This window comes from Pseudoalteromonas sp. SW0106-04 (assembly GCF_001293805.1).
GTDB classification, from domain to species: Bacteria; Pseudomonadota; Gammaproteobacteria; order Enterobacterales; family Alteromonadaceae; genus Pseudoalteromonas; species Pseudoalteromonas ruthenica.
On the sequence record NZ_BCAI01000005.1, the window covers coordinates 62,809 to 85,103 of the forward strand.

A 22,295-nucleotide genomic window follows, 5' to 3' on the forward strand; every position below is an offset into this window, starting at 1 on the left:
CGATGAACACCCTAGGCATAATCGGCGGCATGAGCTGGCAAAGTACACAAAGTTACTATCAACTTATTAATCAAGGCGTAGCGCAGCGATTAGGCGGTTTGCACAGTGCTCAATTAATTATCAATAGTGTTGACTTTGCCACTATTGCGCAGCTACAGCACGACAATCAGTGGTCGCAACTGGCGGAGCGCCTCGGCTATGCTGCAACACAGTTACAGCGTGCAGGTGCTGACTGTGTGCTTATCGCCACCAATACCATGCACAAAGTGGCCGATGAGGTAAGCGCCCATATTGATATACCGCTTTTGCATATTGTTGATGCGGTCGGTGAAGCACTGCAACAACAGGGGATTACCACCGTAGGTCTATTGGGCACGGCGTTTACCATGGAGCAGCCTTTTTACCGCCAGCGCTTGTATGAGCAGTTCAATATCAGTGTCCTAGTGCCGAATGCTCAGCAGCGCCAGCGCGTTCACGAGGTGATTTACCAGCAATTGTGTAAAGGGCATATATGTCCGCAGGCCAAGTCTGATTACCTAAATATTGTCACTGAGCTCGGCCACCAAGGAGCTCAAGGCGTCATCTTAGGGTGTACAGAAATCGGGTTGTTGCTAAAGCAACAAGACACCGCCATGGCATTATTTGACACCACGGCACTGCATGCGCAAGCGGCGGTCAATTTTGCCTTGCGCTAAATAGAGGGGCGCTCTGCCTTGTCAATGATATTCATGACAAAAACCACCCATCATGGGGTTTGCTAACTTTACAAGCGATATGAAGTTGATAGCAAAATTATCAGTAGGCAGATGCACAGCAGCACCCTCGTATACTGCCGCATGCCTTGCATGGTGAGCGTGCCGTTGTGCTGCTATGGATGTGAGTGACTATCAATATGCCATAGATGAGCTAATCACACATGGCAAACTCTTTTTGGTCGTTGTCACTGTTAGCGCCCGCTAGTTGAGCAACTTGGAGTAGCTCGGGGGTTGTTGCAAATTCGGCTCCTGTGCCTGGCCAATAGAAGTCGCTAGGGATGCTATCATCATCGTTTAAGCACAGTGTTAGTAACACCGGAGTTGCAGGGAGCACCGCTTCTTCGCCTTTTTCCACCGCCATCGCGTAGCTAATATCACCACTTTGTTGCCCCCGTATCGGGGTGATAATCTCGCCACGGTAGATATGCCACATCAGCGCCTTATCATCGGCAATACTGCTGACGCTGTGCACGAGCACCACTGCGCTAAAGGGGGTTTGTTGTACACTTCTTTGCAAAAAACTTTGCTGGGCGTCAAGCACACTCGGGCTTGGCGCTTGCCCAGCATAACTGCAATTAAGCGGCAAAAACGCCGCGACTAACAAAGACAAAAATCCTTTTCTCACTCTATGCTCCCAGCGTGATAGCTAATTTAAAGGCGACAGAAATAAGTGCCTTCCATCGCAGTCATTTTTTAGCTAGCTTGGTCTTGCTCTACTTTAATCCAATCACGCTCGTCAACCCAGTTTTGTTTACCATCACCTAGGGTGCGAATCGGGACGATATAGTCGCAGCTTATTTGCGGCTTCACCGAAGCAAAAATAGGCACAAAGCCAAAGCTCAGTGCGGTTTCAATGATCGCTTGTTGGTTTTGTGGGTCAATATCGGCCGCTTCATCAATATATAAAGGCACGCGATACAAGCTTTTTTCTTTGTCGGATAGCAAATGGCGTATAAATAGCATGCCACATAGCAGTTTAATGGTGATACGGGTGCCATTGGAGCCAGCGGAGTCTATTTTATCGAAGTATTCGGTTTCGCCAGCGCGATTAATCACCTGAAAGCGAATATCGAATAAATCACTCAATGTCAGCCCCGCCTTTTCCGAGGCGAGCTTAATTAACTGATCTTTCGCCTCATTCACCTGCGACTCGTTGATATGCTGCTCTGAGAGCAAATCAAGGCTGTCACCTTGTTCATACAGATCAGAGGTCGCCAAAATGGTATCAATGCTTTGCACTAGCATCTGCCTAGGCAGTACATCAATTTTAAAGCCTTGCAGATTAGAGATTTGCTGCTCACTGATGCCATCGTTAAACAACCGCATCTCTGCCGTTAACCTATCCAGGTCTTGGCGTAACCCTTTGATCGTTGCCGCTACCTCGGTGAGGGCCACACGGGCTTGGCGGTTGACGGCTTCGCGTTCGTTATCAATGTTGTGATAGGCACTGATGAGCTTTTGGTATTTACTCAGCTCATCGCTTTCGTTGTCGAACTTGGTAATCCCGGCATTGTAGATGTGTAAGTAGGTGTTGCGAATATTAATATCGAAGTTGCGCAGCTCCTGACAATCTTTGTTAAAGGTATGAATGGTGTCAGCCAGTGAATCAAAATCAAAGTTAATGTCGATTAAGTACGGCGTCACCTTACCGCCTACAACATCTAACGTGTGGTCGATACGCTCGCTTTTAACCTGCTCTAAGCGTGCCTTTTGTCGTGCCAGGGCTTCAATCTTGGAGTTCACAATCGCGCGGCTATCGGCAATCCCCGCTGCACTTTGCTGTACCTCGCTGAGATAACCATCCACCTCTTCTTGTTCACCGTTCAGGGTCTCCATCAGTGCCTGCTGCGCTTGCTGCGAGCGCTGCATCACCTGGTATTGTTCATAGCGCTTTAATGCCGCCTCCTGGGCCATCAACTGCTCATAAAGGGCATCACGCTCAGCTTGTTTGCCGGCGACATCGGCGGCTACGTCACGCTGCGCTTTTAAATCAGTTAATGAATGCTCCAATGACTGCAATTGCTCGGTGAGCTGCGCTTTATCGGCGCCACTTTGCATTTGCACCACAGGCAGTTTTTTAAGCTTGATGGTGGCACCGGGTAGCACTAACTCACCGCCGCGTATCGCCTCGCTCAACAGGGTTAAGAAGTCGCCAAAGGCGTGCTCATCGTCAATGCTAATTTCGCCGCCGCTGGTGGTGGCAAAAGAGAGCAAGTCTGGGTTTAAAATACGCGAAATTTCTTCAACCTCTTTAAGCGATAAATCTTCGCGCATGCGAGTAAACAGGTTGTACTCAAGGTTTTTGAGTTGCAATTTCAGGCTTTTGATTTGCTTTTGCGTTTCCTTAATACGGAAATCTAAGGTGTGTAAGCTTTGTCCTTCGGCGCTTTTCAATGAGTGACTAAGGGTTTCATATTCACCTTTCAGTGCTTTGAGCTCGCTGTGTAAGGTATCACTGTTGGCGAGTTCAAACTCATGATGCAGAGCATCGAAATCACTAAACCAGGCGTTGAGTTCGGTAATTTTGCGCTCAATATCCCGAGATTGTTGCACATATAAACGCTGCTTTTGCTCAAACTCGTGCTTTTGCGACTCAATGGCCGAGAGTTGCTCATTGAGCTCGTCATTTTGCGCCTCGAAGTACTCGGCGTACTCGCCCAAGGCAACATCTATTTTCGGCCCATAGGCGCCCAGCTTCCCCTTGAGCGCGCTTTGATGTTCCAGCATATTTTCCAAGGCGGCAATGGGCTCTTGCATGGTCTCTAAGGCATTGAGCTCGCGGCGGGCTCGGTTAACCTTATCAAAGGCGCGTTGCCACACTTCGTAGAAGTCTACATGGGCGTTGGACATATGACGTTCAAACACACGCAGCATAAAGCGTTTAACATCGCCGGCCCCGAGCTTATGAAGGTTAAGCATACGGCGAAAAATTTCTTTGTAAGTAGGCGCGTCGCTGACATTATTAAGCGGGATCATGCGTAAGTTAATATCGCCGTCAAAGGGTGTAGCACCGCCAATCAGCAAGGCATTGAGCTCTTGCGCCTTAAGCTCGAGCGGCTGGTAGCCTTTGTCTTGTAAATGCTTAAATAACCGGGTGTACTTAACGATGCGTTTATTGTCGGTAAAATCCTCTAAATTTAAAGCGCCGTTATAGCAAAAGTACTGATGAGCGAAACCCGCTATTTTACCCAGCCCAGCAACGCCGATGACCACTTTGCCATGGGGAAGATCGGCCTCCAATAAAATGTAGGATTGGTCGGAGGCAAAATAAAACTTTCGGGTTTCCTCTAAGTCATGGCCATCCCACTCGGTGAGCCGCAAATCGTTAATCAAAGGAAACTGTAAGGCATTAATGACCGAGCTTTTTCCGGTGTTATTAGGGGCACATATGGAGCTACTTTTATGTAAGGGGATAACGCACTTGGCATAGCCAGCAGTATTTAACAAGGCGAGTTTGCTTAATCCGTGTAACTGCTGCATTTATAGCTCCTCGGCGCTTTCTAGCGCATCACTGTTTACTTCTAATAAGGCATCTAAATAGCGATGGATAGGCGCGAGCAGGCGAAAGGCATGGTCTTTTTCTTTGCATAGCCCTAAGCGCACCATGCGCATTAACACGTCTTTGCGCAGTTCGGTGCCAGAGAAAATCTCCAGTTGGTCGAACAGCACCTTGTTGTGTAATACCAACTCTTGGCATAGCTCTAAATCCACTTCACTGTCGAATAGTGCACGCATTGGGTCTTTACCGGCATTGGCGTAATGTTCGATTAAGGTGTAGATAAAAAGCGCGATGGTCCGCGATACTTTGCCCATATTGGCAGTGCCTTCATCCATTGCAAAGTAATAAAAGCCTCGCGCATCATGCACTAGGGTGTGGCCTAAGGCCGTAAATAACAGCTCGTATTGGTCTAACTGTTGGTCTAGCTCTTGCCAGGCCAAGTTGTCTTGCTCGCTGATGTGATAGCCACTGACTAGTTTTTTGTTAATGTAATGCAGTTGCGTTAGCTGCGATAAATCAATCTGACTCATACCGGGTCATTACTCTCATTAGTGGGCTCGCTGGCGGCAACGAAGGGGTACAAGGTAAAGCGCTTGCCAGCGAAGGTCTTTTGTTCGGGGTGGGTATCTTGCTCGAGTGCTAAGCTCGCGTCGTTAATAAGCTTTTGGTACAAATAAAGTAGCTCATCGGCTTCTAGTTCTGGGTAGGAGCCAGTGAGTACATCGATAACTTGTTGTTTGCCTGCGCGCTTTTTATTGTTGCTTTTAAACAAAGCGCGCACATCGCCATAAGCGGGGATCGCTGGCGGTGTATAGGGCGCAGCTTGGTCGCCATCGGGTAGCTCAAAGTCGTGCTCTTCAAATTCAGCCAACCCTGCCATATAGGCTGTTAGCTGAGCATGACTGCCGAGCTGGTGGCGCATCGGATCGGAGGCAAAAAATGGCTGATGGGCACTCATAACCGTGTCTAACCCGCGCTTTCGTATGTGTGCCAGTACTTTTGCTGCCTGACGGGTGATCAGTGTGTTTTGTCGTAACTCCTCACGCAGTGGCATAAGAATATCGGCGCTGTGGCGCAAGCTTTGCTGACCCACTTGATGCATATCGAGGATACGAGTGCGCAGCTGCTCAAGCATGCGAATACTGGCGCTGTCACGGCCACTTTGCTTTAGCGTGTACAAGTGCGTGCTGAGGCCCTGCTCAATGGCATCAAAGCACAGCTGAAATGGGCCGTTAATATCGAGCATGGCTAACATCGGCTCGATGTACTCATCGAATGCTTCAATAACGGCTTTGTAGCGTTTTGCCAGCGACAAGTGCGAGGCGTCAGACTTGGCTTGTTCAACCAAGTTGTAAATGGCATTTTCGTTATGTCGATAGAGCTTAACGATTTTGCGAACCCGTTCATCCATAATTCGGCTGTAACGACTAATATCCATGTAATCAGCATCATCTACCGCTTGTGCCAATTTAGTGCTTAAGCGTTGCAGGTCCTCCACCAAAACGTGAATCTCTGCGGCCACACCGAGACTTTCATCTTGCAGCAAGTAAGCGGCAAAATCACTAATGGCGCGGTTAATCTCCAACTGCGAAGACTTGGCCAAGAGCACCAAGATATCTTGATTGAGTAGGCGGTTAGTTTCTTTGTATATTTGCGCGCCGGAATAGTGGGGAAAGTGCTGCTTCACTATACTCTGCACTTCTTTAATACTGAAATCGCCCATCTTGTAGCGTTTGATCAGAGTTTCCAGCACCGGCCATAGCTCTGTCAGCGTATTGAGAACGCGCTTGGCTAGTATCATGTTATGTATTCTTTGTGCTTGGCAATGGGGAGCGATTATAACGAAAGCGAACTAAGGGTAAAACAGCTTTTGCGCCGTTGCGCAAGCTTTACACGGGGGGAGTAAAAAAATTGTCATATTAGCGTATTTGGTAATAGCCCCGGGACATAAGCGGTGTTAGAATTCGCGCCGCTTGCAGACCAAAAACCTGTTATTGGTCTGACAATTAACCCAGGGTACTCCTAAGTTTGTTTTTTGTAGCGCGGGTGTGTGCATACGGGCAGTAAACTTAGCAGTATTGTTCTATTCGCCTATAGCAAGGAAAAATACCAAAAATGGTCAGTGCGCTCATCTTGACGCTCATTGCCGTGGCCTTTGTGCTTATTGTCGTGGAAGATGTCATCCACGTGAATAAGGCCAAAACCACGCTGTTTTTCGGCACCCTGTGCTGGATCATCCTCTTTATCTCCCCACTAAACGGTCACTCCCTCGACCACATTAAGCATGAACTCAATGAGAATATTTTAGAAATTGCCACCCTTTGGCTATTTTTAATGGCGGCAATGACCTTTGTTGCCTATCTCAATTCCAAAGGGTTCATTCAAAACTTAGTGCAACGCGTATTGCCCAGCGAAATCAGTGAGCGTAAATTAATGTTCCTGATTGCTGGTTTTGCCTTTTTGTTCTCGTCGATTTCCGACAATATCACCGCAACCTTAGTGTCGCTGGCGGTGGTGATGTCGTTGAAGTTAGATGGGCGCAAACTGGTCAAGTACGCCACGTTAATCATCTTCGCGGTTAACTCAGGGGGGGTGTCGCTTATTACTGGTGATGTCACCACGCTCATGATCTTCCTTGCTGATAAAGTCACCATCGCCAACTTACTGCTGCTAGTGGCCCCAGCAGCACTGAGCGTTATTGTACTCGCTGCGTTGTTATCGATGAAAATGAATGGTCGAGTGAGCTTCGCTTTGGGCGAGCCTAAAGCGATAGAAAAGACCGATATCACCATTGCGGCGATTTTTATCTCCACCATTGTCGGTACTCTAACCATGAGTGTGCTGTATTCCATCCCGCCTTTGCTGACCTTTTTGTTCGGGCTTTCGGTGATGTTCCTAAGCGCCCAGTTCTTGATGCGTAAAAAAGACGTGAATAAAAAAATCATCGACTATATTCGTGAAATTGAATACGACACCTTACTGTTCTTTGTCGGTGTGTTGCTGTTGGTCGGCGCGCTAAAAGAGGTTGGGGTGCTGGCGCAATTTACCCACTTGTATGAAGTATTGGCACCAAATCAAGCCAACTACTTGATGGGCATACTCTCGGCAGCGGTGGATAATGTGCCACTGACCGCAGCGTTATTAAAAGCGGACATTCACATGCAAACCCGCGACTGGCTCGCGTTTACCTATGCCACCGGCGTGGGTGGGTCGATGCTGGTTATCGGCTCGGCGGCAGGGATCATTGCCATGAGTAAGGTGCGTGACCTTACCTTTATGAGCTATCTACGCAATACGGTGTACTTATTAATTGCTTATTCAGTAGGTTACAGCGGAGCCTACATGATGGGTACGTTTGTTTAAGTACTACAAAGTGGTATATCATTGACAGCACGAGGGCCTTTATTTTGGCCCTCATAACGCACACATATAGGCATGGATTGCGATTACACGGTAAAAAGGATTGGCGCCAATTTTTTAGTTATTAGCAGTGATGTGCACCTTGGTTCTTAGAACTGGTCGTTGATCGCTGCAAAACATTTCCTTTCTCTGTAAGCTTCGCTTTTTATATCGGTGTTTAATTAATTGCATCTATGTATTCAGAGGTCGTATGACGTTAGAAGTAATACAGAATCCAGAACAAGACTTACTCGACTTTATTGCTCAGCAAATCAGCCAATACAATTGGGCTCATTGGCAAAATGTAGAACGTAAGCCTTTAGCGGTTAGCTGGCGCGATGAACAAGGCGAAGTAAAAGCCGGAGCCAGTGGCCGTACCTTTGGTCATTGGTTGCTATTGGATTATCTTTGGGTGAGTGACACATTACGTGGGCAAGGCATCGGCTCACAGTGTCTCACTGCCATAGAACAAGCCGCTGAGGCGCGCGGGTGCACGTATGTGCTGCTCGATACCTTGGATTTTCAGGCGCAACCGTTTTATGAGCGCCATGGCTATGAAACACAATGGGTGCAACAGCAATATCCGCTTAACGGCAAAAAGTATTTTATGAGCAAACAGCTTCATGAGTAAGCCGATACGGTACTTAAAAAGAACAAGGAGGTTAGTTTTGGCGGCATTACTGTTTGGTTTTATATTCGCGTTTCTTGTGCCCGAGCCGGTGACTATTCCCGTGCATGGGGCAAGTAGCGCTGATTGGCATCAAGATACTTTTTGGTATGAACCTTGGGGAAGCTCTGGGGTGCATAAAGGGGTCGATATTTTTGCCAATAAAGGTACTGATGTGGTGGCCGCTTCACATCATTTGGTGATTTATCGTGGACAGTGGCCAAAGGGCGGCAATGTGATTATCGCCCTCGGACCAAAATGGCGATTACACTATTATGCTCATCTAGACAGCTTCAGTGATAGCGATCGTCGTTGGTTTAGTGGCGGTGAGCAAATAGGCAGTGTTGGCACCAGCGGCAATGCCCAAGGTAAAGCTGCTCATTTACACTACTCATTGGTGACTTTAATTCCTTACTTTTGGCTTATTGACAGCGCCCCCCAAGGCGTCAAGAAAGCCTTCTACCTCAACCCTATAACTTATTTCGATAACTAACGGAGCAACGGATGCGATTAGTATTACTGGCTTTGGCGTTTATTCTACTGCTATGTAGTTGCGCAGAACCCGTCCCTGTGCAAAAGCGCGATTATGTCGGGCACTGGCAAAGTCCAAGCATGAGCTTATTGATTCTCGAAGATGGCACAGTGGCCTATAAACGCTATAAAAACGGGGGATCTACCTCAGTGGAAGGGCCGTTGCAATCATTCGAGGGTGACGACTTCAGTGTTGGCATTGGTTTTTTCAGCACCACCTTCATCGTCAACGAGCCACCGAACAACAATGACGGTCAATGGACTATGGTCGTTGACAATGAACGGCTAATAAAACAACCGTCTGCCTACAGCCACTAAATTCAGTTTTCATCAAACAAGGAAGACCCCAGTGAGTCAACTTACCCGCAAAAAGCAATTTGCCACGCGTGCGGTGATCACCCGCGCTTTATACACCGGTGCACTGTTTATCTATGTACTGTTTTTTATTAACTTTATGATGGAGCAGAGCTTTTGGGCGCAAGCGATATCGGTGTTGATATTTAGCTTTATGCTCAGTGCCCAGTATCAATGGAGCATCGAGCCCATACGCTGTAGTGCCATATTTGTTGAGCATGGGGTGCTGAACTTACTTGATACGCCGATAAAGCTCGCTGATGTCAAAGAGGTGATTTACTGCCAGCACCAGCGTTATGAACATATTGTTCGTTTTCGCTATCACAATAAAACTTTTCAAGACTTTGAGCTTTCCTCAAGTGACCTGATAGCTGATTTACAGCTTTATCATTTTTTAGTGGCCCAAGGCTTGGTGGTGCGCATGACTGAGGACAGTAGTCAGTTTTCTTAGATATTGGCGAGTGCTCACTATTAGCTTATTTCATGACGATTTTATTCACAGAAAAGGTAACTTTATTTTGCACACAATATGAGGCGTTTATTTCTTGAAATAAAGTTTTTATAAATTGATTGTTGCGTAATTAAGGAATTACAACGTTGGCATTTTTAATGAAGAAGAGGTGTTTAGGTTTATTTATTGTCGATAAGGTAATAGTGGTTTGGGTGAAAAATAATCAACTCAGTTTTTGTTTATATAAATGATGGTTTTATGTAGCATTTTTGTTTCCAACCTATTGTTAAGGAAATAAAAATGAGACAAAAAATTTTATCAGCTTGTGTGGTGGCCTTGCTCTTTTTCGTGGCCAATGATGTATTTGCATCTAGCTCACAAATAAAAGTAACAGACTACAATACCTTCTATGATACCCAAGTAAACAGTGCAAATTGTGGAGGGTATTGGGACGAGCGATTAGTGAGAGTCTGTGATTATAGAACCGAGTTAGTAGACGTTTCTTACAAACGTTGTCACTACAGGCTTACTGCTCCGGCTCCTAATAGCGATGCGCCAGAGTGGGAAACTCGCGTTGTATTATCAACACAAAGTTGCCCTGCAAACTGGACAATTGCCGGACCTTCTGGCCAGGCTCCCGGTGGCGTGTATATGCATCAACACAACTCCTATTTCACTCAACAAGAAGAGCAAACCGTCGAATATAATTGTCGTATGGAAACGCGAACTGTTTGGGTGCCAGTTGATGGTGAGCATTGCCCCATACAACCTTAATGAGAATCCATAATAGGCAATACACAGGCAGGCTGCGGCCAACCTGTGTATCCAAGCAATCATTAACCGCCAGAACACCATCCAGTGAAGTGTGATATTGACTTCTAGCCGTCTGCTAGGTACATTGCTGATTCACATTTGGTCTCAAGACCGAATGTGTCGCAGAAGAGGTGCGATAGCTAGGTAGTAAACGTGAGGCCGACGACCGCCAATGACCGTTTATGAGGGAGACTATCGCCGAGGAAGTGCATTGTGCGTCGCAATGGCTTTCGGTTCTTGAGGCTGAATCCTCGGAACTGTCACCTGTAGGGGTGGAGGGCTTCTGGCAATGGACATTCTTACCTTTTTAGTCTTGCCAAGTTCTCCTGATTGTATTTGAAAAATAACTCGTTTTTCATCTCGGAGAGATAATGAATCAGGAATATTCTGTCGCCAAGTTTGGCGGCACTTCAGTAGCCGATTATGGCGCTATGAGCCGGTGTGCACAAATCATCGCTGCTAATAATAATGTGCGTGTGGTGGTCGTCAGCGCCAGTGCCGGGGTCACCAATCACCTTGTAGCGTTATGCCAAAGTGCATTAACGCCTCAGCAGCGCCAAGCGCACATTGATGGGGTGATCGCTATCCAGCTTAATATTCTCGAATATGTTAGCCTTGATGCCGATTTAGCCCACGGCTTTGATGTCACCTTGAGCGCCTTTCGCAGCAGTGCTGAGCAAGCACCACAATCGAGCGCTCACAGCGATGAGCTACTGAGTTTTGGCGAGCGTTTCTCTTCTTATTTGTTTACTCAGGTATTACGCGAACATGGCGTGGCGGCAACGCGCTTTGATGTGCGTTCTGTGCTCAAAACAGATAGTCAGTTTGGCAAAGCCCAGCCCAATATTAAAACAACAGCGCAGCAAGCCCATGCCCAATTGCTGCCGTTGCTTAAAGATCAAGTGGTTGTCACTCAGGGCTTTATGGGCAGTGATGACTATGGCGATACCACTACCTTAGGGCGCGGGGGGTCGGATTACAGCGCGGCCCTACTAGCCGAGGCGATTGGCGCGAACAGCGTATATATTTGGACCGATGTGGTCGGTATTTTCAGCACCGACCCCAGAGTCTGTGCCAAAGCCGCACCCATTGCCTACTTAAGCTTTGACGAAGCCGCCGAAATGGCAACCTTTGGCGCTAAAGTCTTACACCCAGCGACTATTTTACCTGCTGCACGCAGTGGCATCAGTGTGTTTGTCGGCTCCAGTCGCGAACCACAAGGAGGCGGGACGTGGATACAAAAAACGCCACAAGGAGATACTTTAGCGGGTGTTCGCGCAGTGACTCAGCGTAAAAACCAAATTCTCTTGACCCTGAAAAGCCCAGAAATGTTACTAGCGAGCGGCTTTTTAGCGCGGGTGTTTACTATTTTGAGTGAGCATAACATTTCCGTTGATTTGGTCACGACTTCGGAGATAAGTGTCGCACTGACGCTCGATAATGCCCCGAATGCCAGCCGGCCGGAGCTGGATCAACAAGCTCTTGAGCGTTTAAGCGAGTTTTGTCATGTGTCAGTTGAGAATAACCTCACATTGGTGGCGTTAATTGGCTCGGAGATTGTGCTGCGCCAGAGCGAGTTGAATTTAATGCAGGTGCTCAGTGAGTTTGATATTCGCCTCATTTGTCACGGCGCATCGAAACATAACCTGTGCTTCTTAGTTGAGCAAAGCCAGTCTGATGCAGTGGTGCAAACTATTCATCAACAGCTGCTGGAAGATTAACAGTAAGCACCGGGCGCTGCGTATCGGTGATAAGACTGATATCAAAGTGCCCGGCAAATAGCTCCTGACAATACACCTGGCCATCAAGGGCGGCGATAAGTTCCAAAATGGGCTGGCCTAACAAGGTGGCAATAGGTTGCTTAGTCGCTTTTGCGTAGGCTTCTTTTAATGTCCAAACTCGGAAAAAGGTCTCAACATCGCTGCCAATATCTCTTGCCTCGGCCTCGGGATAATAGTGCGCTGCGAGCTTCTTAAAGGCGCGAGAGTTGTCTATTTTCTCAATATCCACACCTAATAAGACTGAACCCCGCGTCACTGCTACAGCAATGTGGCCATGAGCGTGGCTGATGACCACCCGTGCATCGAGAGGATGACCATCAATGCTCAATATCAGCTGCGCCTGGTCAACGTCAAATTCACTGCACCAAGCAGCAAGAGGGTAGTCGCGATACTGCGGGTATAGTTGTCGCGCAAGCTGTTTTATGGCCCAGCGTGTGGCGCGATACTCCTGCTGCGCCTGCGTCTTTTTACGCTTTGCTAAGACCGCTTGCTCTGTACGGTGCAAATGTGAGTCATCTAATTCACCGTGCGCTTTAGCACAATAAAGCAACACCACGTCGCTGTGCTTGGCATGTTGCTCGGTATCGGTCGGTAAAGGTGAAAAGCAATAGGCAGGGTTTAGCATCAAGGACATTCCGATAAGCGTGGCTATGACTACTTTGTTACGGGTAATTATGATTTAATAGCGGCAAAACAATAACAGATATCCCTGCGAATGACGAATAAGCGTGACGGTTTCCAAAGCCGTATAGGTTTTGTACTAGCGGCAGCTGGTGCAGCAGTAGGCCTAGGTAATATTTGGGGTTTTCCAACTCAAGCAGCGAATTACGGTGGCGGTGCTTTTTTACTGGTGTATTTCATTGTCATCTTTGCCTTGGCACTACCGGCACTGTTCACTGAGCTGTACTTGGGCTACGCCGCTCAAGCCAACCCGGTACAAGCACTTAAACGTGCTTGGCAACCAAAAGCGGAAAAAATAGGGGCAGGGGCTGGTTATATCGGTTTAGCCGGAGCCATTGTCATGCTGAGCTTTTATTCTATCGTGGCTGGGTGGATGTTGGCCCATGCCTTGGCGCCGCTGTGCGAGATGCTAGGTATGAATGACGCTGCCGCATTTTTAAGTGGCGACTCTCTTGCCCGTAACCTTATTTTCACGCCGTTGATGTTGGTGTTAACTGCAAGCATTATTTTAAAAGGGGTTAAATCAGGGATTGAAGCTTGGTCGCGGCGATTAATGCCGTTGCTTTTGGTGCTGTTAGTTGGCTTGATTTTCTACATCGGCTCGTTACCCGGCGCCGGTGAAGGCTTTAGTAATTACCTGCAACCTGACTTCACTAAGGTGTGGGACCCAGATTTAATCATTGCTGCCATGGGACAAGCGTTTTTCTCATTGTCGCTGGGGGTAGGGTGCATGATGATCTACGGCTCTTACTTAAAGCCTGGGGCTAATATCGGCAAGCTGACCCTGAGTGTGGCCGCCCTTGATACATCGGTGGCGTTTTTGGCCGGCCTGCTTATTGTGCCCGCGATTTTTGTCGCCAGCCACAATGGCGTGGAAGTATTCCAAAACGGCAAACTCATTGGCGAAGGGCAACTGATCTTTGCGGTGCTCCCGCAATTGTTTAATACCATGGGCAGCATGGGGCTGGTGATTGCTTTGGCCTTTTTCGTTCTCATGTCTATTGCTTCGCTGACCTCGACCATTTCTTCGACCGAGATCCCAGTGGCGTTTTTGCTGGAAAATCATGGTATCGGCCGTAAAGCAGCCACTTGGCTGGTTAGCGCCGTAGTGATGTTGGCATCGCTCACCATCGTATTTAACTTCGATTGGCTGTTTGGCTTAGTGATCCAAGTATTTACTCAGTACCAGTTGCCTTTGATGGGATTGTTCTACTTTCTTACCCTCGGCTGGGTGTGGCGTCGTGGTAATCAATTAGCGCAATCTGACAAGATGAGTATTGTGGCGCTGCGCTGGTATATACGCTTAGTATGTCCAGTGCTGATGACCGCCGTGTTTATTAATGTGGCGCTGAAATAGCCAGCGCCACTTTATGTTTTAAGGAGCGCAAACGCGATTGGTTAGCGCTTCACCTTTGGCGTATTGCAGTAAATTATCAAAGGTGGTTTGCACGATTTGCTGCAACGCTTCTTCGGTGAAAAATCCTTGATGCCCAGTGATCAACACATTTTGGAAGGTGAGCAGGCGGGCGAAGACATCATCTTGAAGAATCTCCTCTGAGCGGTCTTTAAAAAACAACTCCGACTCTTGTTCGTACACGTCTAACCCCAAATACCCAAGCTGACCGCTTTTTAGCGCATTGATACAGGCCTTAGTATCGAGTAGCGCGCCGCGCCCGGTGTTAATCAACATAGCGCCGCGTTTCATGTGGCGCAGTGCGTCGCTATTTATAATATGGTGGGTTTGCTCGGTTAAGGGGCAATGCAAGCTGATAATATCGCTTTGCGCTAATAATGTGGCTTTATCAACCAGGGTAAAGTCGCCTTCAGGTTTTGCTGGGTCGACAACCAATACTTTGGCGCCAAAACCGTTCAGTATACGGCACAGCGCCAGCCCTATTTTACCGCACCCGATAAGCCCCACGGTTTTGCCGTGTAAGTTAAAACCCAGCAGGCCGTTGAGGTCGAAGTTATCCTCACGAACACGGTTATAGGCTTTGTGGGTTTTACGCGATAGGGTCAAGATCAGGGCGAGACAATGCTCTGCCACAGCCTCTGGGCTGTAGGCGGGCACCCGTGCAACCTCAATACCTAAGCGTGCGGCGTGGTCTAAATCAACGTTGTTAAAACCTGCACAGCGCAGTAGAACCAGCTTAATACCTAGCTCGTTGAGCTTATCGAGCACCTGCTTATTGGCCACGTCATTTACAAATACGCACACGCTGTCGCACCCTTGCGCCAGCGAGGCAGTTAGCTCATTAAGCTGAGCATCAAAGAAGTGGACCTCAACGTTATCTGGACAATGTTCGCTGAATGCGTGTTGCTCATACCTTTGCGAGCTGAATAGGGCTAATTTCATCAAGTTGACTCTCTATTACCGCACGAAGGGTATCGGGTTTGGTCCGAGGTGCGTAGCGGTTCACCAGTTGGCCCTGAGAGTTTATTAGAAATTTAGTGAAATTCCATTTTATTGCCCGGTTTTGTGCAATGCCCCGAGTGTGTTCTTTTAAATAATTAAACAGCGGGTGGGCGTCAGGACCGTTGACCATTACCTTACTAAACAATGGAAAGCTAACATTAAATGTGCTGGTGCAAAAGGCTTTTATATCCTCATTTGAGCCTTGCTCATGGCGGCCAAATTGATTGCAAGGAAATCCCAATACCACTAAGCCCCGCTGTTGGTAGTCGCTAAAAACACGCTCCAACGCACTATATTGATTACTAAAGTTACAGGTACTGGCGGTGTTTACAATGAGTGCAACGCGTCCTTGTAACTGTTTAAATGAATAGGGCGTGCCATCGATGAGGGTGGCATTGAAATGGTAAATACTATCCATTGTGAGCTCCATAACTCAAAACAAGGCGTTTTTGTACGATGCCTTTGTTATACTTTTTTGCGTTTTCTCGAGGCTATCAGGCAAATAGGTCAAAATTATGTCAAAAATGTGTACCTTTATCGGTTTAGGCGTCATGGGCTACCCCATGGCCGGGCACCTGCAACAAGCAGGGTTTGATGTGTGTGTATACAACCGTACAGCGTCAAAGTCGCAGCAGTGGGTAGAGCAATATGGCGGGCGCAGTGCTGCAACGCCAGAACAAGCGGCCCAAGGCGCAGACTTTGTGTTTGTATGTGTTGGTAATGACGATGATGTGCGCAGCGTGATTTATGGTGAACACGGGGCGCTGGCGGGTATGCACGAGGGAGCTTTGCTGGTTGATCACACCACCACCTCCGCCGAGCTTGCCAGGGAGTTGGGTGACGCTGCGAAAGCCCAAGGTATTGCCTTTATTGATGCGCCGGTCTCTGGTGGCCAGGCGGGCGCCGAAAATGGCGTACTAACCGTGATGTGTGGCGGGAGCGATGCGGCTTTTGCCAAGGTGCAGCCAGTGATGGCAGCCTATAGTCGCTTTAGCCAATTACAAGGTGATATCGGCAGCGGCCAGCTCTGTAAAATGGTAAATCAGATTTGTATTGCCGGTGTGGTACAGGGCCTGGCAGAAGGTTTACATTTTGCGAAAAAAGCCGGGCTCGATGGCGACAAGGTGGTAGAGACCATCGCCAAGGGGGCAGCCGGGTCTTGGCAAATGGAGAATCGCCATCAAACCATGTGGCAAGGAGAATATGAGTTTGGTTTTGCCGTTGATTGGATGCGCAAAGACTTAGGTATTGCTCTTGATGAGGCGCGCAATAACGGGGCTAGCCTAGGTCTTACGGCATTGGTGGATCAATACTACAGTGACGTACAAGCTATGGGCGGTGGCCGTTTTGATACCTCCAGCTTACTGGCGCGGTTGGAAAAGCTGAACCCCAGTAAGTAGCGGTATACGCCCACAAGCTAAAGGCTTTGGGCGTAGTGGTATAGGGCTTTGAGCACCGCCATATTGCGCTCATTGCCTTCATTCTCGTGCACTAGGTTTTCTAGGCTGAGCATGAAGTCTTGCGCGCCGATAGAAGGGCTGTCCTCGCCATTCATCAGCTTGTTTTGACAGTACTTTCGCCACGAGTCAAGCTCGCTGGGGGTCAGCGTTTCCGGCCAATTACGGGCGCGATAACGAAATAGCAAGGTGGTGAATTTATCATCTTCAAAGTCTATGTCTAAACCGGCGAGCTGCATGGGTTCAGTGGCGCGAATAATATCAAACTTGGCCTTATCACTGTTGCTGATAAAACCACTATAAAGTTGATAGTCGGGGTTGCCAGTATCAGCAAACTGGCGCGTGTCGTTAAACACTTCGGCGACCTTATCGCGTAATTCGGGGTGGGCCTTTAGTACCTTTAAGTGGGCTAAACATTGTTCGCGATCGATACCCAAACGCTCGGCGTTCTCTGGCAACAAGGTTTTCGCGGGGGCAAGAATAGGGCATTTATTCACATGCACTAGTTTTAAGCCAATCGGCGCTTGCCCAGGAGGCAGTTCATCATGACGGGTATAGAGATACTCGCGTAACTGCTCGACACTTAAATCCAACAGCGGTTGCGGGTCTTGCGTTAAATTAAAGCACACCACCGCGTTTTTATTACTGGGATGAAAGCTCATTGGCGCAATCCAAGTCGTGCAGCCTTGGCTTGCAGGAATACGCGAAGAGGTATGCACTAGCGGCGTCATGTTATAAACATCCACCAAATCAAGCAGCGCTTTTTTATGGCGCAACGAGAAAAAGAAGTGATACAGCTTGGGCTGCGTGTCTTTAATCAGTTTTGCCAGCGCAATTGTGGCTTTTACATCGCTCAGGGCATCGTGGGCATCGGCGTGCTCAATGCCATTGGCTTTGGTTAGGTCTTCAAGGCGGAAGCTGACGCTGCCATCTTCCTTTTGCGGCCAGTTAATACCTTGCGGGCGTAGGGCATAACAGGCACGTACTAAATCAATAATATCCCAACGGCTATTGCCATTTTGCCATTCACGAGCGTAAGGGTCATAAAAATTACGGTATAAAGTGTAGCGGCTAACCTCATCATCAAAACGAATACTGTTGTAACCGGCCACACAGGTATTCGGGCGGGCGAATTCGTCATGAATTTTAGCGATAAACTCTGCTTCATTAAGGCCATGGCGCAGCGCATGCTGCGGCGTGATCCCTGTGACTAAACAGGCCTCGGGGTGAGGCAGATAATCCGGCGCCGGACGGCAATACTCAATAAGCGGCTCACCGATGATATTCAGATCTAAATCGGTGCGAATACCAGCAAACTGACTGGGACGATCTTTTTGCGGGTTTGCCCCCCAAGTTTCATAATCGTGCCAGTAGATTGTACTCTGGTCATTGTCGTTTCTGAGTTCTGCCATATTATTGCTTTTCCATATAAATCAGTGTTTTGCTGCTTTACTACTTTGCCTGTTGTTATTATGTGTCTTCGTAATCGTCGCGCTGTGTGTATAAATATGTGTATACTTTTCCGCGAAAAAGGTGTCTATTTTTAACGCTGCTTAGCGGCATACGATGATGCAAATTGCTCGGCAAAGAATATGCACTAGGCATACTAACACATTGAGCTGATTTAAGAATAAAGGTAACTATCCAGCTCGCCTGTTTAACTTGCTAAATGAGTGTTTAGGGCCATAACGGGGAATGGGAGCCTAAAGACACTCACTATAAAACGCGTGTAAACAGCTCGTTTATTTAAGCTTTCAACCTATTCGCCAAAGGCTAGTCGCGCTTTTTGCGTTGCCCGGTGATCATGGGTGGTATTAGCGGGATGCGCCCCCACCAGCTAACCACGATAACCGCAATAATATGGATAATGGCGATGGCATACAGGGTATTAGCTGCCAAGGCATGGAAGTCTTGCAGTAGCGAGTTACCGAATAGGGCATCGATTTCCTCAAGCATAAACCCAGTAACGGCAAGTGCAATAAATAGCAGCCAAGTTGCAAATATCATTAGCCAGCCAATAGGGTTATGGCCCGATTCGGTGGGGATCTGGCGCTCTTTGAGGTGAGTGATGTGCGCGCTTATCGCAGCGCGGTTGATAGCGGCTGCGCGAATACGGGCGTAGCCCGAGGGAAAGAGGCCCCAAATTAGTCGCAGTAACACCAGGGTGGCAGCGCTGTAACCTAGCCACTGATGCCACGAGCCACCAGCTTCAATAATGAAGTAATTGGTAATAAAGATGCCAACGAGGGACCAATGGACGATACGTACCACCGGGTCCCATATTTTAATTGTGCTGCTCACTAGTGCGCTTCTTGTTTAACTACCGAGCCGTCGACTGGATTAAAGTAAATTTCTACCTTGTTGTTATCTTTATCGGTGCCATAAATTTCATAGCAGCTGCCATCGGTCACTTTAAACTCATTGATGCTATAGCCCTTGGCTTGCAGTGTTGTTTTAAAGTCGCTTTGATCCAGCCATTGGCTTTGCGGCGCATCAGTACAGACGGTGACATCATTGGCAACGCCACAGCCAGATAGTATTAACATCGCTGCTGTAAGCGAAAGAGCTCGTTTAATATACATAACCCATTTCTCCTTTTTTGCTGTTGTATCACTAAAACAAACCTGGGTCAGATGATCAATGCGCTTGATCAATAAATATGCAAATTGTCTAATGCCGCCTACAAGCCAAAAACACTATCAGCGTTGCCAAGCTTAGTTGGTGGGCTGCGAAAGCTGGTAGCCTTGCTCACGAAATAAGCTCAATGCCGCGTTAACAACCTGGGGGTCATATAATTTACCGGCGTTGGTTTCTATTTCCGTAAGGGCTGCGTCCAGTCCCAGCGCATGGCGGTACGGCCGAGATGTGGCCATTGATTCAATCACATCGGCAACGGCAATAATGCGCGCTTCAAGCAAAATATCCTCGCCTTTCAAGCCTTGCGGGTAGCCGCTGCCATCAATGCGCTCATGGTGCTGATAAGCCACTTGGGCGATAGGCCAAGGAAAAGGAATACTCTTTAAAATTTGATAGCCATGCTCAGCATGCGTTTTAATAATGGCAAACTCGCTGTGGCTTAAGCGCGTGGGTTTGGTCAAATATTCAGAGGGGATGCTGATTTTGCCAATATCATGCACTAAGCCTGCAATGCGTAAACCGTATTGAGTGTCGGCGTTGAGCTGCATTTGTTTAGCAATTTGCACTGCTAAATCACCCACTCTGGACTCGTGGCCAGCCGTGTAGGGGTCGCGCAGTTCAACCATGCTCGAGATAGCTTCAACCGTGCCAAGTACGGTATTTTCCAACCGGCTAGAATAGTGTCTTACCTGATTAAGTGCGCCTTCCTCGGCGCTAATATCGCACAAAATACCAATATAGCGCTGCGGGTGAGAGCCGCTCACTAAGTGCATTTCGTCGTGAATATGAATATAGTGGCCATCTTTGTGCTTGATACGGTAATAGTGGTGTCCGCCACCGGCGCCGATAATACGATGACTTTCTTCTTGAGCACGGAGTTTATCGTCTGGGTGTAGACTTTTCGACCACCAACCTATGGCCATTGCTTGCTCAGCTTGGTATCCCAGCACTTTGGTGACATTGTCACTCACCCACACGGTTTGGCTGCGCTGAGCAGACACCTCAATGGCGTAGGTGACAATAGGCATGTGTTTAAAGTAGTTGGGTAATTTGTACAGGAGCAGTTGCTCATCGCTTTTGGCGGCAGAGACCAAGGTTTGAGCGTTATTGAGCTTCTTCAGTAACAAGTGTAAGGCCACAGACATTAGCAGGACAAAACTCACTCCTTTGCCAATAGAAAGCGCCAACGAGTCCTCAAAGTCTCCCCATACTAATGCCAATAACCAATCGCTGGAAACTATCCAAAGAGTGCTAATAACAGCATAAAGGCCAACTATTTGATTTCGACTTAGCCCTCTCATGTACTGCTCTTAAAAATGTGCGATGAACCCATTTTTATACTCGTCGCATTTTACTGTTCACTATATCTGCATAATAATACAATATTACGACACGCGGTGAGCATCTACCAGTAGGTAAATTGTATGCGCCATATCAAATAATGCTGCGATAAGCTGCTTTATGATCCACCGCACCATGCAAAACGTTCTTAAACGTTCGCTCTTTTATTATTTACTTTGATGGTACCACCATGTTTCTGCGAAAAAGTCACCTCGCTGAGCTGAAAAGCTTGCAAGATGAAGTGCTTACTTACAAGCAAATATTCTCTAGTTTAAGTGAAGAGATGATCCATCTAACCTTGGATTTGCAGGGGGTGATTATCTCTGCCAACACACTTTTTGAAACTGAGACCCAGATTAGCAGCCACGCGTGGCAGGCCAAGGCGTTGCTCGACTTCGTACCAAATTTGGCGCGCAACACAGAGCACTATAAGGCACTTAAAAATGCGCTAACCCAGCGCAAACACTGGGCTGGTGCTTTGGAAATGCAAAACAATGACCAGCACTTATGGTTACGTGTGATATTGCAGCCGATTGTGGATGCCAGTGGGCACTGTACGCACTTTGATCTGTTCGCATCGAACCTAACCCGCACCATTAATACCTCAAGGCACAATGAAAATGTCATCAACGCTATTGAGCGTTCTATGGCCGTGATCCGCTTTAACCCTCAAGGAAATATTATCGACGCTAACGACTTATTTCTAAACACTGTGGGTTATCGCCTTGAAGAAGTCAAAGGCAAGCACCACAGCATGTTTTGTGAGCCCGCACTGGCTAATAGCCATGAGTATCGTGAGTTTTGGCAAAAGCTCAATCGCGGAGATTACATTGCCGATCGTTTTAAGCGTATCGACAAACAGGGACGAGAAATTTACCTCGAAGCCTCTTACAACCCTATTTTCGATAGCCATGGTCAGCTCTATGAAATAGTTAAGTTTGCCACCGATATCACTGCGCAAGTAGAGCGCGAAAGCCAGGTAAATCATGCAGCTCAAATCGCTTACGACACCTCAATTAACACTCAAAGTAGTGCCAGTAGTGGCGCTGCCATTATGGAAGAAACCGCAGCGGTTATGAGCCAATTAGCGGCAAAGATGGATAGTGCGTCTGAGAAAATCAATGCCCTTGAAGCGCAATCGGCGCAAATTAATAAAATTGTTCAAGCCATCAGCGGCATCGCCGAGCAAACCAACTTATTGGCACTTAACGCCGCCATTGAAGCTGCGCGGGCAGGTGAGCTTGGGCGCGGTTTTGCGGTGGTTGCCGATGAGGTCAGAGAGTTGGCCTCGCGAACTTCAAAGTCGACCGAGGAAATCATTGGGGTGGTCAATGATAACGCGCAACTGACCTTGGAAGCGGTGCAAACCATAGGTGAAAATAAAGACACAGCCACCGAGGTTGCTGAGAAAGTCAATGATGCCAGTGCGGTGATTGAGGAAATACGCGAAGCGTCTCAAAAAGTCGTGGATGCGGTATCACAATTTGCTAACCGGCTGTCTTAAGGCAGCCGC

General features: G+C 47.8%; 22 protein-coding genes and 1 riboswitch. Of the genes, 11 read left to right on the forward strand and 11 right to left on the reverse strand.

The features are described 5' to 3' along the window. The first annotated feature begins 2 nt into the window (after positions 1-2). Entirely contained in the window at positions 3-695 is a 693-nt protein-coding gene (locus tag W04_RS07700) for an aspartate/glutamate racemase family protein (protein WP_053910412.1), read from the forward strand. Positions 696-906: 211 nt separating this feature from the next. On the opposite strand, the gene W04_RS07705 is transcribed toward W04_RS07700, so the two are convergent. The 4 genes from W04_RS07705 to W04_RS07720 all read right to left on the reverse strand — a co-directional run bounded on the left by W04_RS07705 (position 907) and on the right by W04_RS07720 (position 6,055). After that, positions 907-1,380 carry a hypothetical protein gene (locus W04_RS07705; RefSeq protein ID WP_157576342.1) on the reverse strand — a complete coding sequence of 158 codons (474 nt, stop codon included), beginning with the start codon at positions 1,378-1,380 and terminating at the stop codon, positions 907-909. A gap of 68 nt (positions 1,381-1,448) precedes the next feature. Next, on the reverse strand, positions 1,449-4,235 hold the full coding sequence (locus W04_RS07710; protein WP_053910414.1) for an ATPase: 2,787 nt from the start codon (positions 4,233-4,235) through the stop codon (positions 1,449-1,451). Continuing rightward, a complete protein-coding gene (locus tag W04_RS07715) occupies positions 4,236-4,784 on the reverse strand; it encodes a hypothetical protein (RefSeq protein WP_053910415.1) in 549 nt (182 codons plus the stop codon). It abuts the gene before it with no gap. Further along, on the reverse strand, positions 4,781-6,055 hold the full coding sequence (locus W04_RS07720) for a hypothetical protein (RefSeq protein WP_053910416.1): 1,275 nt from the start codon (positions 6,053-6,055) through the stop codon (positions 4,781-4,783). The genes W04_RS07715 and W04_RS07720 overlap by 4 nt, the downstream gene beginning before the upstream one ends. 314 nt (positions 6,056-6,369) lie before the next feature. Here W04_RS07720 and nhaD point away from each other — a divergent pair, with 314 nt between their 5' ends. The 7 genes from nhaD to lysC all read left to right on the forward strand — a co-directional run bounded on the left by nhaD (position 6,370) and on the right by lysC (position 12,190). Continuing rightward, entirely contained in the window at positions 6,370-7,617 is a 1,248-nt protein-coding gene (nhaD, locus tag W04_RS07725; protein WP_053910417.1) for a sodium:proton antiporter NhaD, read from the forward strand. Positions 7,618-7,864: 247 nt separating this feature from the next. Beyond that, complete coding sequence (locus tag W04_RS07730) at positions 7,865-8,284, forward strand: GNAT family N-acetyltransferase (RefSeq protein ID WP_053910418.1); 420 nt, start codon at positions 7,865-7,867, stop codon at positions 8,282-8,284. Next, complete coding sequence (locus tag W04_RS07735; protein WP_053910419.1) at positions 8,277-8,813, forward strand: peptidoglycan DD-metalloendopeptidase family protein; 537 nt, start codon at positions 8,277-8,279, stop codon at positions 8,811-8,813. The genes W04_RS07730 and W04_RS07735 overlap by 8 nt, the downstream gene beginning before the upstream one ends. Positions 8,814-8,824: 11 nt before the next feature. After that, positions 8,825-9,169 carry a hypothetical protein gene (locus tag W04_RS07740; protein ID WP_053910420.1) on the forward strand — a complete coding sequence of 115 codons (345 nt, stop codon included), beginning with the start codon at positions 8,825-8,827 and terminating at the stop codon, positions 9,167-9,169. A gap of 31 nt (positions 9,170-9,200) precedes the next feature. Beyond that, on the forward strand, positions 9,201-9,656 hold the full coding sequence (locus W04_RS07745; RefSeq protein ID WP_053910421.1) for a hypothetical protein: 456 nt from the start codon (positions 9,201-9,203) through the stop codon (positions 9,654-9,656). A gap of 300 nt (positions 9,657-9,956) precedes the next feature. Next, a complete protein-coding gene (locus tag W04_RS07750) occupies positions 9,957-10,430 on the forward strand; it encodes a hypothetical protein (RefSeq protein ID WP_053910422.1) in 474 nt (157 codons plus the stop codon). A 157-nt stretch (positions 10,431-10,587) separates the two neighbouring features. Next, positions 10,588-10,760, forward strand: a riboswitch (Lysine riboswitch). Positions 10,761-10,840: 80 nt separating this feature from the next. Continuing rightward, on the forward strand, positions 10,841-12,190 hold the full coding sequence (lysC, locus tag W04_RS07755) for a lysine-sensitive aspartokinase 3 (protein WP_053910423.1): 1,350 nt from the start codon (positions 10,841-10,843) through the stop codon (positions 12,188-12,190). Here the strand turns inward: lysC and W04_RS07760 are convergent. Beyond that, entirely contained in the window at positions 12,162-12,875 is a 714-nt protein-coding gene (locus W04_RS07760) for a 4'-phosphopantetheinyl transferase superfamily protein (RefSeq protein WP_053910424.1), read from the reverse strand. The genes lysC and W04_RS07760 overlap by 29 nt on opposite strands. A gap of 90 nt (positions 12,876-12,965) precedes the next feature. Between W04_RS07760 and W04_RS07765 the strand changes: the two genes are divergently transcribed. Continuing rightward, a complete protein-coding gene (locus W04_RS07765; protein WP_053910425.1) occupies positions 12,966-14,288 on the forward strand; it encodes a sodium-dependent transporter in 1,323 nt (440 codons plus the stop codon). Positions 14,289-14,306: 18 nt separating this feature from the next. Here the strand turns inward: W04_RS07765 and W04_RS07770 are convergent, their stop codons facing one another. Both W04_RS07770 and W04_RS07775 read right to left on the reverse strand, forming a co-directional pair. Continuing rightward, the gene (locus W04_RS07770) at positions 14,307-15,287 is read right to left on the reverse strand and encodes a 2-hydroxyacid dehydrogenase (protein ID WP_053910426.1); all 981 of its coding nucleotides are present in this window, start codon (positions 15,285-15,287) and stop codon (positions 14,307-14,309) included. Then, positions 15,253-15,765 carry a glutathione peroxidase gene (locus W04_RS07775; protein WP_022945131.1) on the reverse strand — a complete coding sequence of 171 codons (513 nt, stop codon included), beginning with the start codon at positions 15,763-15,765 and terminating at the stop codon, positions 15,253-15,255. The genes W04_RS07770 and W04_RS07775 overlap by 35 nt, the downstream gene beginning before the upstream one ends. Positions 15,766-15,862: 97 nt before the next feature. Here W04_RS07775 and W04_RS07780 point away from each other — a divergent pair, with 97 nt between their 5' ends. Further along, positions 15,863-16,747, forward strand: coding sequence for an NAD(P)-dependent oxidoreductase (locus tag W04_RS07780; protein ID WP_053910427.1), 885 nt, complete (start codon positions 15,863-15,865; stop codon positions 16,745-16,747). Positions 16,748-16,764: 17 nt separating this feature from the next. Here W04_RS07780 and sbcB read toward each other — a convergent pair whose 3' ends face one another. The 4 genes from sbcB to W04_RS18965 all read right to left on the reverse strand — a co-directional run bounded on the left by sbcB (position 16,765) and on the right by W04_RS18965 (position 20,742). After that, positions 16,765-18,216 carry an exodeoxyribonuclease I gene (sbcB, locus tag W04_RS07785; protein WP_053910428.1) on the reverse strand — a complete coding sequence of 484 codons (1,452 nt, stop codon included), beginning with the start codon at positions 18,214-18,216 and terminating at the stop codon, positions 16,765-16,767. A gap of 361 nt (positions 18,217-18,577) precedes the next feature. Next, a complete protein-coding gene (locus W04_RS07790) occupies positions 18,578-19,105 on the reverse strand; it encodes a cytochrome b/b6 domain-containing protein (RefSeq protein WP_053910429.1) in 528 nt (175 codons plus the stop codon). Next, complete coding sequence (locus tag W04_RS07795; protein ID WP_197275950.1) at positions 19,105-19,380, reverse strand: PepSY domain-containing protein; 276 nt, start codon at positions 19,378-19,380, stop codon at positions 19,105-19,107. The genes W04_RS07790 and W04_RS07795 overlap by 1 nt, the downstream gene beginning before the upstream one ends. Positions 19,381-19,518: 138 nt before the next feature. Next, positions 19,519-20,742, reverse strand: coding sequence for an HD domain-containing phosphohydrolase (locus tag W04_RS18965; protein ID WP_053910431.1), 1,224 nt, complete (start codon positions 20,740-20,742; stop codon positions 19,519-19,521). Positions 20,743-20,972: 230 nt separating this feature from the next. On the opposite strand from W04_RS18965, the gene W04_RS07805 reads away from it, so the two are divergent. Next, positions 20,973-22,286, forward strand: a complete 1,314-nt coding sequence (locus tag W04_RS07805; protein ID WP_053910432.1) for a PAS domain-containing methyl-accepting chemotaxis protein — start codon at positions 20,973-20,975, stop codon at positions 22,284-22,286. Positions 22,287-22,295 lie beyond the last annotated feature (9 nt).

What these genes read in the sequence shown, in the direction of transcription:
- W04_RS07715 (WP_053910415.1), bottom strand. Translation starts at nt 4,784, where the DNA reads ATGAGTCAGATTGATTTATCGCAGCTAACGCAACTGCATTACATTAAC.
- nhaD (WP_053910417.1), top strand. Translation starts at nt 6,370, where the DNA reads ATGGTCAGTGCGCTCATCTTGACGCTCATTGCCGTGGCCTTTGTGCTT.
- W04_RS07710 (WP_053910414.1), bottom strand. Translation starts at nt 4,235, where the DNA reads ATGCAGCAGTTACACGGATTAAGCAAACTCGCCTTGTTAAATACTGCT.
- W04_RS07805 (WP_053910432.1), top strand. Translation starts at nt 20,973, where the DNA reads ATGTTTCTGCGAAAAAGTCACCTCGCTGAGCTGAAAAGCTTGCAAGAT.
- W04_RS07735 (WP_053910419.1), top strand. Translation starts at nt 8,277, where the DNA reads ATGAGTAAGCCGATACGGTACTTAAAAAGAACAAGGAGGTTAGTTTTG.
- lysC (WP_053910423.1), top strand. Translation starts at nt 10,841, where the DNA reads ATGAATCAGGAATATTCTGTCGCCAAGTTTGGCGGCACTTCAGTAGCC.
- W04_RS07760 (WP_053910424.1), bottom strand. Translation starts at nt 12,875, where the DNA reads ATGCTAAACCCTGCCTATTGCTTTTCACCTTTACCGACCGATACCGAG.
- W04_RS07740 (WP_053910420.1), top strand. Translation starts at nt 8,825, where the DNA reads ATGCGATTAGTATTACTGGCTTTGGCGTTTATTCTACTGCTATGTAGT.
- W04_RS18965 (WP_053910431.1), bottom strand. Translation starts at nt 20,742, where the DNA reads ATGAGAGGGCTAAGTCGAAATCAAATAGTTGGCCTTTATGCTGTTATT.
- W04_RS07700 (WP_053910412.1), top strand. Translation starts at nt 3, where the DNA reads ATGAACACCCTAGGCATAATCGGCGGCATGAGCTGGCAAAGTACACAA.
- W04_RS07780 (WP_053910427.1), top strand. Translation starts at nt 15,863, where the DNA reads ATGTCAAAAATGTGTACCTTTATCGGTTTAGGCGTCATGGGCTACCCC.
- W04_RS07730 (WP_053910418.1), top strand. Translation starts at nt 7,865, where the DNA reads ATGACGTTAGAAGTAATACAGAATCCAGAACAAGACTTACTCGACTTT.
- W04_RS07750 (WP_053910422.1), top strand. Translation starts at nt 9,957, where the DNA reads ATGAGACAAAAAATTTTATCAGCTTGTGTGGTGGCCTTGCTCTTTTTC.
- W04_RS07720 (WP_053910416.1), bottom strand. Translation starts at nt 6,055, where the DNA reads ATGATACTAGCCAAGCGCGTTCTCAATACGCTGACAGAGCTATGGCCG.
- W04_RS07770 (WP_053910426.1), bottom strand. Translation starts at nt 15,287, where the DNA reads ATGAAATTAGCCCTATTCAGCTCGCAAAGGTATGAGCAACACGCATTC.
- W04_RS07775 (WP_022945131.1), bottom strand. Translation starts at nt 15,765, where the DNA reads ATGGATAGTATTTACCATTTCAATGCCACCCTCATCGATGGCACGCCC.
- sbcB (WP_053910428.1), bottom strand. Translation starts at nt 18,216, where the DNA reads ATGGCAGAACTCAGAAACGACAATGACCAGAGTACAATCTACTGGCAC.
- W04_RS07765 (WP_053910425.1), top strand. Translation starts at nt 12,966, where the DNA reads ATGACGAATAAGCGTGACGGTTTCCAAAGCCGTATAGGTTTTGTACTA.